The sequence below is a fragment of the Candidatus Binataceae bacterium genome, from assembly GCA_036495685.1.
Taxonomy (GTDB): Bacteria; Desulfobacterota; Binatia; order Binatales; family Binataceae; genus JAFAHS01.
In genome coordinates this window covers 1-12,698 of sequence record DASXMJ010000245.1, presented here as the reverse complement: position 1 = coordinate 12,698, position 12,698 = coordinate 1, and the positions used below count along the sequence as shown (strand labels likewise).

General features: G+C 61.0%; 14 protein-coding genes. 9 read left to right on the top strand and 5 right to left on the bottom strand.

Features of this window, described 5'->3' with window-relative positions; genetic code table 11:
* Positions 1-377 (top strand): DUF1214 domain-containing protein (locus VGI36_22195; GenBank protein HEY2487859.1); only part of this gene is annotated, 377 nt, incomplete at its 5' end.
* Between the two features lie 366 nt (positions 378-743).
* On the top strand, positions 744-1,226 hold the full coding sequence (locus tag VGI36_22190; GenBank protein ID HEY2487858.1) for a GFA family protein: 483 nt from the start codon (positions 744-746) through the stop codon (positions 1,224-1,226).
* Positions 1,227-1,316: 90 nt separating this feature from the next.
* Here the strand turns inward: VGI36_22190 and VGI36_22185 are convergent, their stop codons facing one another.
* Positions 1,317-1,943: an ABATE domain-containing protein gene (locus tag VGI36_22185; protein ID HEY2487857.1), complete on the bottom strand. Its 627-nt coding sequence runs from the start codon at positions 1,941-1,943 to the stop codon at positions 1,317-1,319.
* Positions 1,944-2,044: 101 nt separating this feature from the next.
* Between VGI36_22185 and VGI36_22180 the strand changes: the two genes are divergently transcribed.
* Together VGI36_22180 and VGI36_22175 are read left to right on the top strand one after the other, a co-directional pair.
* Positions 2,045-2,419 (top strand): VOC family protein, encoded by a 375-nt coding sequence (locus tag VGI36_22180; GenBank protein ID HEY2487856.1) that lies wholly within the window; start codon positions 2,045-2,047, stop codon positions 2,417-2,419.
* A 340-nt stretch (positions 2,420-2,759) separates the two neighbouring features.
* Positions 2,760-4,340, top strand: coding sequence for a DHA2 family efflux MFS transporter permease subunit (locus VGI36_22175; protein HEY2487855.1), 1,581 nt, complete (start codon positions 2,760-2,762; stop codon positions 4,338-4,340).
* A 230-nt stretch (positions 4,341-4,570) separates the two neighbouring features.
* Here the strand turns inward: VGI36_22175 and VGI36_22170 are convergent, their stop codons facing one another.
* On the bottom strand, positions 4,571-5,590 hold the full coding sequence (locus VGI36_22170) for a nitronate monooxygenase (protein HEY2487854.1): 1,020 nt from the start codon (positions 5,588-5,590) through the stop codon (positions 4,571-4,573).
* Positions 5,591-6,183: 593 nt separating this feature from the next.
* Here VGI36_22170 and VGI36_22165 point away from each other — a divergent pair.
* Positions 6,184-6,885 carry a hypothetical protein gene (locus VGI36_22165; protein HEY2487853.1) on the top strand — a complete coding sequence of 234 codons (702 nt, stop codon included), beginning with the start codon at positions 6,184-6,186 and terminating at the stop codon, positions 6,883-6,885.
* A gap of 135 nt (positions 6,886-7,020) precedes the next feature.
* Here the strand turns inward: VGI36_22165 and rpsU are convergent, their stop codons facing one another.
* Positions 7,021-7,218 (bottom strand): 30S ribosomal protein S21, encoded by a 198-nt coding sequence (gene rpsU / locus VGI36_22160; protein HEY2487852.1) that lies wholly within the window; start codon positions 7,216-7,218, stop codon positions 7,021-7,023.
* A gap of 169 nt (positions 7,219-7,387) precedes the next feature.
* Between rpsU and VGI36_22155 the strand changes: the two genes are divergently transcribed.
* On the top strand, positions 7,388-8,488 hold the full coding sequence (locus tag VGI36_22155) for a hypothetical protein (GenBank protein HEY2487851.1): 1,101 nt from the start codon (positions 7,388-7,390) through the stop codon (positions 8,486-8,488).
* A gap of 84 nt (positions 8,489-8,572) precedes the next feature.
* On the opposite strand, the gene miaB is transcribed toward VGI36_22155, so the two are convergent.
* Positions 8,573-9,898 (bottom strand): tRNA (N6-isopentenyl adenosine(37)-C2)-methylthiotransferase MiaB, encoded by a 1,326-nt coding sequence (gene miaB / locus VGI36_22150; protein HEY2487850.1) that lies wholly within the window; start codon positions 9,896-9,898, stop codon positions 8,573-8,575.
* A 247-nt stretch (positions 9,899-10,145) separates the two neighbouring features.
* On the opposite strand from miaB, the gene VGI36_22145 reads away from it, so the two are divergent.
* Complete coding sequence (locus VGI36_22145; GenBank protein HEY2487849.1) at positions 10,146-10,346, top strand: hypothetical protein; 201 nt, start codon at positions 10,146-10,148, stop codon at positions 10,344-10,346.
* A gap of 388 nt (positions 10,347-10,734) precedes the next feature.
* Here the strand turns inward: VGI36_22145 and VGI36_22140 are convergent, their stop codons facing one another.
* Positions 10,735-11,130, bottom strand: coding sequence for a PPOX class F420-dependent oxidoreductase (locus VGI36_22140; protein ID HEY2487848.1), 396 nt, complete (start codon positions 11,128-11,130; stop codon positions 10,735-10,737).
* Positions 11,131-11,405: 275 nt separating this feature from the next.
* Between VGI36_22140 and VGI36_22135 the strand changes: the two genes are divergently transcribed.
* Complete coding sequence (locus tag VGI36_22135) at positions 11,406-11,963, top strand: polymer-forming cytoskeletal protein (GenBank protein ID HEY2487847.1); 558 nt, start codon at positions 11,406-11,408, stop codon at positions 11,961-11,963.
* A gap of 161 nt (positions 11,964-12,124) precedes the next feature.
* Positions 12,125-12,577, top strand: coding sequence for an ATP synthase F0 subunit B (locus tag VGI36_22130; GenBank protein HEY2487846.1), 453 nt, complete (start codon positions 12,125-12,127; stop codon positions 12,575-12,577).
* Positions 12,578-12,698 lie beyond the last annotated feature (121 nt).

Here is a 12,698-nt window from a genome sequence, read left to right as displayed (position 1 = left end):
ATCCAACCTCGGAAGTTGACGCCGCGGGGAAGCCGTACTCGGGGGCCAACAAATACGTCATGCATTTGGACAAGGACCAGATGCCGCCCGCCAAGGGGTTTTGGTCACTGACGATGTACGACGCGAACTACTTCTTCGTTGCAAATCCGCTCAACCGGTACACGCTCAGCGCGCGAAATAAACTTAAGACGAACGCCGACGGTTCAGTTGACCTTCTGATTCAGCACGAGGCCCCGGCCAAGGGCGAGGAATCTAACTGGTTGCCGGCGCCATCCGACAAGTTTGTTCTCATGCTCCGCTTGTACTGGCCTAGCGAGCCGCCTCCATCGCTACTGGACCGGAGCTGGACGATTCCGGCGGTGAAGGAGGCACGATAAGACGAGGTCCCACTGTCTCCCGGCATCTTCTGGACAGGTCCTGCTTCTCCGGGACTTTCTGATTCGGCAAAACCCGCCTAAGGCCCAAGACGGATCCGTCTTAGCCCCAGATGAGACTGTCTAAACTTTGTCCGAATTATGGCTTGGGCTCCGGGTGACCTAAAAGCGCAAGCCCGCCTCCGTAACTTGCAGACCTAAATTTAATCGCCGCGTTAGCAGGTCATTCCGGGCACGACTATCACGATTTTCTATCCAGTCCAGTTCCTTGGGGATCTACGGCTTTAGGCTCCAACAGCAATTTTTGCAAAGTTTTATAAACCGCCAAGTGCTACTTAAGAAGTCGGAACTTTATCCAAGGAGAATGTGATGACCGGCAAAACCAAGAATCTGACCGGCGGATGCGCGTGCGGAAATATCCGCTACAAGCTCGGCAACGATCCGCTGATCGTCCACGCCTGTCACTGCCGCGACTGCCAACGCATCACCGGCGGCGCGTTCGTTATCAACATCTGGATCGAAAAGCAGTTCGTCAAAACCAGCAGCAAGGCGGCACCCAAGTCATTTCGCCTGGCCGGCGGCACCGGGCAGGCGCACGACGTCTATTTCTGCGAGCGCTGCGGCACCTACCTCTGGAGCGATTACCAGGGCGCCCCCAATGACGCGTACTTCGTGCGTGCCGGCACCCTCGATAAGCCACAGTCAGTGACGCCCGACGTGCACATTTTCACCAGAAGCAAAGTGCCCTGGCTGCAACTGCCGAAGGACGCGCCAGCCTTCAAAACGTTCTACCCGTTTCCAAAGATCTGGTCGGCGGAAAGCAAAGCGCGCCTGGTCCGGAAAGCCCGGTAGGCGCTTGCGATGGTCCCATGCGCCGAAGGTCTTCGGAGGGACGCAAACCAGCTTCGATAGGGCCCCCACCTTGGGCCTGACAGCGCACCGTCAGGCGGTCCGGGTGCGCAAATAATGCCGATGAGCCTTTGCTCGATTGCCGCAGGCCCGCATCGAACACCAACGGCGGCTGCCATTCTTGCTGTCGTCGAGGAATAGCCACAAGCATTGGTCGTTCGAGCAATGACGCAAACGCATGGTGTCGGAATTGACCATCAGGTCTCCGGCCGACCACAGTACCGGGGCGAGCAGGGCGGGAGCGGAAAACCCGACTCGATCGATCTGCCAGCCGAAGCCCCTATTGCCGCGCACCAGCACCCGGCGAGGGGGGGCCGCGGCGAGCGCGCGGTTCATTGCGGCGACGGCGCGCGGCTCCGGGGTTCTGCGCGCCGCGAGCGCGAAGAAGATCCCATAGCTCGCCTCGCGCATCGCGATCGCGTCCGCAAAGACGGCGGCCGCTTGCTCGGAGTGTTGCTCCCACCAGCGCAACGCACGCTCGCATCCGTCTGCGGTGAGCAGCGCGTTGCTGGCACACCAGCGAACCAGCTCGCCGAAGTCGTGGATCGACTCCTGCGGGTCGCCGCCGCGGTAGCTTAAGGTGTTGGCGAAGTCGAGGCAGAGGTCGCGCCTTGGTGTGACGAGCAGGGTCCCGCCCGCGGGTTTCGCAGTTCGGTTCATGCGCCTTTTCATTCTAACCATCAAGCCGGTTGACATAAAGCGGAGATCCCGGTATCTAACCATCATACCGGTTAGAAACGTTCACGCAGGAGGACTCAAACATGCTCAGTCACGTATCGATCGGAGTGAAGGATGTCGCCAAGGCGCGCGGCTTCTACGATGCGGCTCTCAAGCCGCTTGGCTACAAGTGCCTGGTCGAAGGCGGCGAGTACGCCGGCTATGGCGCCCAGACGCCGGAGTTGTGGCTTTTGGCGGCAAAGCAGCCGGTGGCGCCCAACGAAGCCTCCGGGCTCCATTTCTGCTTGGACGCTAACAGCCGCTCCGCGGTCGACAGCTTCCACGCAGCCGCGCTCAAGAGCGGCGGGCGCGACAACGGCAAGCCGGGCGTGCGCGCCGACTACGGCGAAAACTACTACGCCGCGTTCGTGGTAGACCACGACGGGTACCGCCTCGAAGCCTACACCAGCGCAAAGTAAATCCGACGGGAGGCGGTGCCTGAAGCATCGCCTCCCACTGAATCTCTAGGCCTGGACCGATCGAAGGCGCAGCGCAAAGCCGGCGCAAATGCGGGTGGGTGAAGAGGACTCCTCTTCCGTGGTGGTGTTCCCGGCCTTCTCGTTTACCTGAAAGCTCAATCTCTCAGGGTTAGATACCCAAGAACGTTGGCTACCCGTGTTCTGACCGTAAGCCGCATGCTGGTTCTTTGCGAGCTTTAGCCGCTTGGGCTAGTTTCATGGTGCCCGGGAGGAGAACAACCCGGCTTTCTAGCTCTAGCGGCTGTAACCCGCGGTACGGGTTCGCCGCGCGATGACACCGATGGCTGCTGCACAACCGGCTGCGATTGCGCACGAGGCGCACGAGCTTTCCGCCGCGAAAAAATGGATTATCGCGCTTTCGGTAATGCTCGGGACCGTGCTCGAGGTCCTCGACAGTTCCATCGTCAACGTCTCGCTGCCTCACATGCAGGGCAGCTTTTCCGCCAGCGTTGATGAGATCGCGTGGGTAGTCACCAGCTACCTGGTCGCCGCCGGGATCATGATCCCGATGACCGGCTGGATCGCCGAGCGGTTCGGCCGCAAGCGCTATTTCATCGTCTCGATCACGATGTTCGTGGCCGCGTCTGCGCTCTGCGGCGTAGCGCAATCGCTCAATCAGATCGTGCTCTTCCGCCTTGCCCAAGGTGCGGCCGGTGCCGCGATGATGCCGCTCTCGCAGGCCATCCTGATGGAGACCTTTCCCCCGCGCGAGCAGGCGATGGCGATGGCTATCTGGGGCATCGGAATGATGGTCGCGCCGATTATGGGGCCTACCGTCGGCGGATGGATCACCGACGCGTGGACCTGGCGCTGGAACTTCTACATAAACGTGCCGATCGGAACGCTGGCCGCCTTCATGGTGATGCGGTTCGTCGAAGACCCCGACTACATGCGCCAGCGCCGCCGCGGCAAGATCGACTACGTCGGCATCCTGTGCCTGGTTGTCATGCTCGGTCTCGGCGAGATCGTACTCGACCGCGGTGAGCGCGCCGACTGGTTCCAGAGCGCGTGGGTGGTCTGGTACACGTTTGCCGCGCTGAGCGCGCTGTTCGTGCTTATCTACCATGAGCCGCGCACCTCGGACCCGATCATCGACTTGAGTATTCTCCAGGATTCGCGCTTCTTCCTGCCGGTTTCGCTGGTCATCTTTCTCACCTTCACCCTGTACGGCACCGCGATTTTGAATCCGGTGTTTTTGCAGGAGCTGCTTGGGTACACGGCGTCGAAAGCGGGCCTGGTGATGGCGCCGCGCGGAATCGGCACCATGCTTTCGATGGTTCTCCTGGGTTTCATCGCGCGGCGCGGCCTCGACTATCGTCCGCTCATCGGGGTGGGTTTCTTTCTGGTTGCGTTCGCGATGTGGTCGATGGCGGGTCTCAACCTGCAATCCGACACCTTCCGCATCATCTGGCCGACCGTGCTGCAGGGCGCTGGCACCGGACTTGTGTTTCCGGGTCTCTCGGCGGCCGCGCTCAGCTCGATGGAAAAATTCAAGATGCAGCGCGCCGCGAGTCTCTATTCGGTCACCCGCAACCTGGGCGCTGCTATCGGAACCTCGTATCTGACCACGCTGCTGATTCGTCGCCAGCAGGTGCGCCAAAGCTACCTGGTGGAACATGTGTCGGTCTTCACTCTCCCGCATCTGCGAATGCCGGGAGCACGCGGAGTCGACCTGGCGCAACAGTTCGCCATGGGCCAGCGCCATGGGATGGCAATGATCTACGGGCTGGTGCAGCGCCAGGCGATGATGCTCTCGTTTAATGATATCTACCGGATGCTAACCGTGCTGATGTTGCTGATGGTCCCGACCTTTTTGTTCCTGCAGCGCGACATGCGCAACGTGCGGGTACATGCGGAATAGCAGCGCCTCCGCTTCCCCGTTGCGGGACGAGAGTCGATTTTCCGGATAACGCCTCAGAGGATAGGCAATTCGTCGGCGCCGCACGCTGCCGTCGCTCCTCGCGAGGTTCGGACCGAGCGCAATTGTCACTGCCCCGCGTTCGCAGCCGCCTGCAACCGAGCCGCGGAAGATCGACGCGGTTGCGGGGGTCCGCGACGCGCGAGGGCGCGCGAAGCGGGTTTGGGTACGCCTCAGGCCGCTTTCGATTTGCGGAGAGAAAGGAAGCGCTCCTCCAGCGTCGCCTGTGCTTCGCTCATCACATCGCGCACTATCTGTCCGGCCGGTTTGATGGCATTGATAAGTCCCGCGCTCTGCCCGCACGCCATCCCGCCTTCTTCGACCTTGCCCTCGTAGCGCGCCTTCTCCGCCAGCGGGAACCCGTATTCGACCGACTGAATCGGGAACGGCTTGATTTCCGCCTCGCGCCCCACCCACGATTCGGTGAATTTGTTGCGGATGAGCCGACAGGGCTTTCCGGAGTGGCAGCGCGTGATGGTGGTTCCCTCCTCGTCGATCTCCACGATCTTGTTTTTGTAATTCGCATGCGCGTAGGCCTCGATCGATGCGACGAAACGGCTCCCCATCCAGACCCCTTCAGCGCCCAACGCCAAAGCCGCCAAAAGCCCGCGCCCATCAGCCAGTCCGCCCGCGGCCAGCACTGGCACCCGCACCGCGTCGACTATCTGTGGCACCAGCGTCATCGTGCCGATTCGTCCCGTGTGCCCACCCGCTTCGTGTCCCTGCGCGATAATCGCGTCGACGCCGGATGCTTCCAGCCGGCGCGCCTGCTTCACGTTGCCGCACAGCGACATCACGACCACTCCCTGCTTTTGCGCCTGGGGAACGATCCCCGCGGGATTGCCGAGACCGGAAACGATGACCGGGACCTTCTCTTCGAAGGTGATGTCGATGAGCTTCTGAACGTTGGAAGCGTAGCGCACCACGGTGGGGTTGTTCTTGTCGGCCTTGACCTCAGCAAAAAGAATATCGACTCCGAAGGGCCGATCAGTCAGATCGCGACAGCGATGGATTTGTTCGCTTAATTCACGCGCGCTCATCGATCCGGAACCGATGCACCCGAGTCCGCCCGCGTTAGACACCGCGCTGGCGAGTTCTGCGTGTGCAACAAAACCCATTCCCGCCTGAAAGATTGGATACTTGATGTTGAGGCTACGGGTGATGGGTGTGGCGAAAATCGAATCGAGATTCATTAGGGTACCTCATACGGGCCGAGTAATGGTGCCTGAAGCCGCTGCAAAAAAGGTCACGCGAGCGGTTGGTTGTCAAGGCGAGCAGCGCAATTGATCGATCGTTCAATTAGTTGCCCGAGCCACTGGCAGGAGCTAAACCAATTGTTAGTTGCGGGCGAAAAGCCGTTGGCCTGATGAAACGTCGCACGGCGTGAGACTCTAGACCGCGGGGGGTATTGAGTCTGGCCTCGTGCTCAGAATCCATCGAGCCGCTGTTTGGTTTGTGGGGAGGGGCGGGCAGCAGTCGCTCAGCGGAGCGGTGGGCTGATGGAAGAGACTCTGCGCATGGCGCTGGTTAGCTGTGGCGCTCTTCGCGAGGCCCTGTCCGGATCCGACTCCGGAGAGAGCGCCGTTTACTTCTTTTCGCATTCTGTGGACGGGGGTCGCAGCCGAGACTGGGGGCCCGCCGTCGATTCCGTTATCGGATTTTCCAGGTCGAATTACAGGTCCGCCGGAGTTGCCTCGAAACCGGCGGCAGCCGGATTGCCGCGGCCTGCCTCTGAAAGCACCTGTGAGCAGCCCACCGAGGCGTCGAGCTCAGGAGGTTTCATGCCGTGAGAAATGGTCCGCTCGTTCGTCGGCACGCGCACGTATCGAGACTCGCCTATGGAGCGCTAACTCCGCTGGAGCGCCTTGCATCTCTGGCCCCTGTGGTAACGCCGCGGCCATTTACCCGTCGTGCCCGCACGCCCCAGCTCGAACCGGATCAATCGGACAACGTGCGGCTCCCGCTTGGGAGCCGGCTCCCCATCAATCTCCGCGAGTTTCTCGCCCAGCAGCTTGGCTCCACGGCCCGGGTCGAAGAGGATGCGATCGTCGCGCTTAAGCCGCGTTCGGGCGACTTGCTGATGCGCGAACTGGCCCGCGCGATCCGCCGTTTTTCGGCGGAGCGCGCCCGCGAAGCATGGAACGAATGCACGATCGGATTGCGCCGCCTGGAACACGAATTCTTCGGGCGCAACGCGGTGGACGAGCGATCACCGGTAGTGCTGTGCCTGCGCTGCACCGCCTTTGGCACCGGCGCGCTGGAACAGCATTGCGGTATCAATTGTCTTGCGGTTGATTTGAGTTCCGCGGTCAAAGCGGAACAGCTGGAGCGGGGCATCGACGCGCCCACGCCCGAGGCTATGCATCGTGCGGTGGAGAATTTCCGCAACGCGCGGACTAGGGCGGGACAGCCGCACTACGATCTCGACTGTTACGCCGCGGGCGGTCAGGTGGTTTTTACCTGGCGCCCACTCGATCCCATCGCCTAGCCTGAGAGCCGAAAGCGCGTGCACACCGACCGGCCGGCAGCCGAGCAAACCGGCTCGCGCTTTCCTCTGCGAGAGGGAGGTTGGCTTGTTCGATTCGTCACGAATCCGGGCGAGGTGGGATTCGTTGGACTTGAGCTATAGAGAGGAGGCGCGCCGGCGACGTTGTTCTTTGCGGCGGCGGCGCTGTGCTTCCGAACGCTTGCGCTTGCGCCGCACGCTGGGCTTCTCATAGAAAGCCCGCTTTTTCATCTCCTTGAACACTCCCTCCTTGGCGAGCTTGCGCTTGAGCACGCGCATCGCCTGGTCGAGGGAGCCCTCAACACGAATTTCCATAATTCTCCTGTTTAATAGCCTACTGAGACTAGGTCCGCAGGAACCCAGAGTCAACTGGAGGCAAAAGAACTCACGGATCTTTCATGTTCGAGACCACTCTGCGCTTCGTCTGACTCCGAACTCGGCGTAATCTGCGGATTTTTGCTTCCGTCTGTTATTGTGGACCGCCGTGCAGCGTTTGCGACTACTCAGACCTTTCGCCGCCCTCGCCGCTATCTACCTGATCGGATGTAGTGCGCCGCTTCCCAGCACCGAATTGCCACCCGGGCGCGAGGTGGCGCCGGCGCTGGAATTTCCCGACCTGCGTGACTATCGCGGCATCTTCGATTTGCGCATCAAGGATGCCAACCTCGACCAGGGCGCGGTCGCAGACCAGGCCAAAAGCGCGCAAATTGACTTCATCATGATTGGGGATCGCGCTCGGCCCGGGGCTACCGATTACGGGATCGGAGGTTTTACCTCGGCGATCTTGTTTATTCCCGGCGCATCGTTCCCCGTCGATGGCGGTGACATCATCGCGATCAATCCCCGCGCGCCGATCGATTTGTCGAAACCATCCGGCGAGCTGGTCGGCGCAATTCATGACCAGGGCGGCGTTGCAATCGCGGCCGGGCCGAGTGAATTCAAATCGGCGGGCGACTATGCGCTGGCCGACGGGATCGAGATTTACAACCAGAATGCCGCGTGGAAAGCGGAAAATCAGAGCACCCTCTATTGGCGCGCCGTGTTTTTGAGCACCGACCGATTTCTGCTCGGCCTGGTTCCGCGTCCCGACCAGAACCTGGAAATCTACGACAAGCTCGCGTCGGCTTCACGGGTCACGCTGGTCGCCGGGATGGGCGCGCCCGACAACCTGACGGTGGCGGGCTCGAAGGTTGGAACCCTGGCACAGCTGTTCCTCTTCTATACGACTCACCTCCTCTCACCCGAGCGCAGCATCGATCCGATCGTGGATGCACTGAAACGCGGTCACGCCTACGTGAGCTTCGATATTCTCGGCTACGTCGGCGAGTTCGCGTTTTTTGCGCGCGATGGCGAGACCAAAACCATGATGGGAGAAGAGGTACACCTGACTCCATCGCTGAAGCTTCAGGCGGAGCTTCCCGGGTCGGCGGAAAAGATCATACTGCTGCGCGACGGCGAGCAGGCATCAGCGACCGAGAATGCCCAAACGCTGGAGTTCGCGCCTACCCAGTCCGGAACCTATCGGCTCGAGGCCTACCGGAAGGGCCATCTGTGGATTCTCTCGAACCCGGTGTATGTGCGCTAGGTGGTTCCTCTCGCGCAAACGGCAAACCACGAAGACCCCCGGAGAACCGCTTGCGACTTGGAGCCGTGCAATCTTGTCCGGCCGCTAGCCGGCGACCGAGCACATGAGTGTGTGCGCGGTGGCTGACTCGACGCGCACCGCAACGGTTGTGCCGACTCTGGCGCCCCGGTCGGGGAAAATCGCGGTCTTGAACTGAGGGGTCTTGCCGGAGAGCATGCCCTCGCCGCGGCGCGCCGGTCCTTCCACCAACACTGGAAAGCTCTGCCCGATGGTGGCGCGATTGCGTTCGAGCGAGGTCGCCTCCTGGAGCGCGATTACTTCCGCCAGGCGCCGGCTCTTTTCCTCGTCGCCGACCGTGTCGCCGAGCTTGTAGGCGCGCGTGTGCTCGCGCACCGAATACTTGAAGGTAAATGCCTGGTCGTAACCGACCGTGCGCATCAGCGCGAGGGTGGCTTCGTGATCGGCAAGTTCCTCCCCGTGAAACCCGACGATGATGTCGGTTGAGAGCGCTAGTGCGGGAACCGCCGCGCGCAGACGTTCGACCAGTTTCAGGTATTCCTCGACCGAGTAGCCACGATCCATCGAAGCGAGCATCCGGTTCGATCCAGATTGGACCGGCAGGTGCAGGTACGGCTGGACCTTCGGTTCCGACTCCATTGCCTCGATGACCGAATTGCCCATGTCGCTCGGATGCGGCGAGGTAAAGCGAATGCGCTCGATGCCGTCGATGCGCGCGATCATCTTAAGCAGCCCGCCAAAGTCGGTTTCCCCGAAGCGATACGCATTGACCGTCTGACCTAGCAGCACCACCTCGCGTACACCGCGCGCCGCCAGCTCGTTCACCTCGCGGAGCAGATCCTGCGGCGCGATCGAGCGCTCGCGCCCGCGCACATAGGGCACCACGCAGAACGCACAAAACTTGTCGCACCCACGCATTGCGGTGACGTAGGCGCGAATCGAGCCATCGTAATCGGGGGTGATATCGGCGTAGGTTTCGGCGCGGTCCAGGCGCACATCGACAGCAGGATCAAATCCAGCGCGTCCGATCAACTCGGGTAGTCGCCGATAGCTGTCCGGTCCCGCGACCAGATCGAGATGGGGCGCCTTTTCGACCAGCCCCCCGCGATTATGCTGCGCCATGCATCCAAGTAGCCCCAGGCGGATTTCGGGCCGGCGGTGCTTGATTCGCGCCAGATCCCCGAGCCGCCCCAGGACCCGCTCTTCTGCGTGTTCGCGAATGGCGCAGGTGTTAAGCAGGATCACATCGGCGTCTTCCGGTTTGTCCGCGGTCGCATAACCTGCACGCCGCAACACCGCCGTCACCGTCTGCGAGTCGGCGATGTTCATCTGGCATCCGTAGGTTTCCAAGTAAACCCGCGGCCGCCGCGCATCGGTTGTCTGAACCTTCATCGTGCAAACCGGAATCTTAGGACCGCCTCGGAGGTGAGACAACCCGGACTTCCGGCGGTCCTACTTCCGCAAGAGACGGATCCGGGCCGCCCTTCGGACGAGCTGGAACCATCCGTTTAAATGAAGAACCCCCGGTTATCTGCGCCGGCCTCGTGTGATTTCCGCAATCTTTTGGCAATCGCGTATCACCGCGACCGCCCCCGTAACCTTTCCACGGTTCGCCTCAGTGGTTATTGTTGGAAGCGCGATGCCGACGCAGCGAAAACCCGCATTCGAGCGAATGGAAGCTAGCCTGCTGGCCTGCCCGCACTGCAAACGTGCGGTGCCGGTGCGCAAGCGCCTGCTGCTCGTTCTGCCCGAGGGCGACAAATATGAATATCTATGCCCGCAGTGCGGTTCGACCTGCGGAACAACCGTGGAAGCTCCTCCACCGCTGGGTCGGGTTTGAGAAAAAAGTCTGCGGGCTTGATGACCGGGCAGCCCCGCACTCGTCGGCTGTGAGCTGGGCTTTTCCATCAAGTAATCGCCGGTCGAAAAAATTAGCACATCGAAGCCCTGCGATTGTGGCGATGGTTGATACCCGCCCTATCGTAAGCGAACTGGATGGCGGCGGTGCCACCGGTCTCAATTAACAAGTTCATGAAGACCGGGACCGTTTCCTTGCGCCCTATCACGCTGGAGCTCGCACAAGATCTGCACCGAGGTCATGAGACGCGCGCCAGCCTGTACCATACGATGCAACGCTCGCCTCATGGGCCTCCACCGAAGTTCCCTCGAATCGCGGCTGCCAGGAACCCCCTTTGGGCGCGGTCCTCGCTGCCGCCCGCCTAAGCGACTCACATACCTTGGGCAGAGGTCGCGTCGATTTCGTAAATTACGCGCTTCTCCTGGGGTGAGTGGAACGGGTATTTGTCCACTCCCATGTACTTCTTGGCGAGTGCATCGATGTGCTGAGTCGCGCCTTCTTCCGTCACCCTTGCGACTCTGCCGCGCACCTGGACGTAGCGGTAGGGGTTGTCAGGGTCCTGCACCGACAGTGCGATTTTGGAGCCTTCTTTTAGATTGCGGTCTTTGACTCGCCCGCGCGCGGTATTGAAGGCAATGCGGCCGTTTCGATAGTCGATCCAGACCGGAGTTACCTGTGGCGAGCCATCGGGCATGACCGTGGCGATGTGAGCGAATGCTTTTTTGTCACGAAACAGATCCATATACTTGTCCAGATTCGCAGCCATGGTGATTGAACTCCTCGGTTGATTGACGACCTCGACCAACGCGGCCGTCATATGGGCAAGCTATCCGAAACCGCTGTCGCGAAGGAAGTTGGGTTCGCTCCCTGGCTTCAGTTCGAGCTCCCCGGTCCCCCTACATTTCTCGGTAATAATGCCGCGCTACCATGGCTGGTCCAAATTTGACAGTCCCATTTCCATGGGCTAATAGCCAAGCCTGAGCTAGCATTCTGACGGGTTAGATCGGACCAAACTCCCGATTTGCCAAGGAGCGGTTTCCCATGGCCCTATTCAATAAAGAGCCCGAAAAGGGTGCAAAGATTCAGCCGGTCCAGCCGTCCTCCAATTCTCAGCCGCAGCCCGCCGTCTCGGCACAAGCTCCGCAATCCTCTCCGGCACGGCCCGCCTCGGCTCCGACAAGCGAAGGTATCGCCCATCTCGATCGTGGAACGAGAGTCAGCGGCAAGCTGTCTTTTGATGGCCCTGCACGAATTGATGGCGAAGTTGATGGGGAAATTATCTCGAAGGACAGCCTCCATATCGGAGAGACCGCCGTCGTGACCGCGCAAATCAAGGCGGCGGCGGTTATCGTGGGCGGCAAAGTCAGTGGCGACATAACCGGATCGCAAAAAATCGAAATCCGTCCCTCAGCGAAGGTCGCCGGCAATCTCGCAGCTCCCCTTCTGAGTATCCACGAAGGCGCACAGTTCGAGGGACATTGCTCGATGCAACCGGACGCGGCGCGCGAGGACCGCAAGGTTACGGTGTTTCCCAAGGAAGACCGCATCACCCCGACAACGCAAGCAACCGCGTCTGGCGGAGGACCCAAGCCGGCCTGATCTTCGCGGCGATCCCAGAGTCCGGGTTCAGTCCGCACACGCTGATGTCGGTACCTAAAACCCCGCGCCGGGGCGACGAAAAAGCCTGCCTAACCCTGCCCAAAGAAACTGATTCAGGATAAGATTTTCCGCTGGCATAACGCCTGGAGAGACGCGCTAGTATGCACATTCCTCCGAATTGGGGGACCTTCGGAGTTCTGATTGTCTCCTTTCTGGTTTTCTGGTTTATATTCAGCCGGTTGTTTTTTCGTCCGTTTCTCAACCTGCTTTCCCAGCGCGAAGAGCGGTTCCGGAGCCTCAATGATCGCACCGAGCAACTCTTGAAAGAGGCGAGGGCGGCGGACGAGACGCGCGAACAGCGCCTGAACGCGATGCGTCGCGAAGCCTTGGAGCACCGCGACGGGGAACGGCGCAGGGTCGAGGCGGAAGCGGCCCAGCTGTTGGAAACCGCTAAAGCCGATGCACGAGCGTCACTCGATGCTGCCCGGACCCGCATCGAAGGCGAGCTCAAGGCGGCCGAGCACGACCTGGAAGAGATGGGACGGACGCTGGCGGGCGAGCTGGCGGAACGGGTACTTGGGCGGCGGCTCAACGGCGACGGAACGCACAATTGACGACGATGAAACGCTGGATTGCAACTGCCCTCGTTTCCCTCGCCGCGCTTTTTCCATCGACCGCGATGGCGGCTCAAGAAGCCGAGGGGCACGGCTCCTGGCTTGGCCTTTTGTTCTTCGT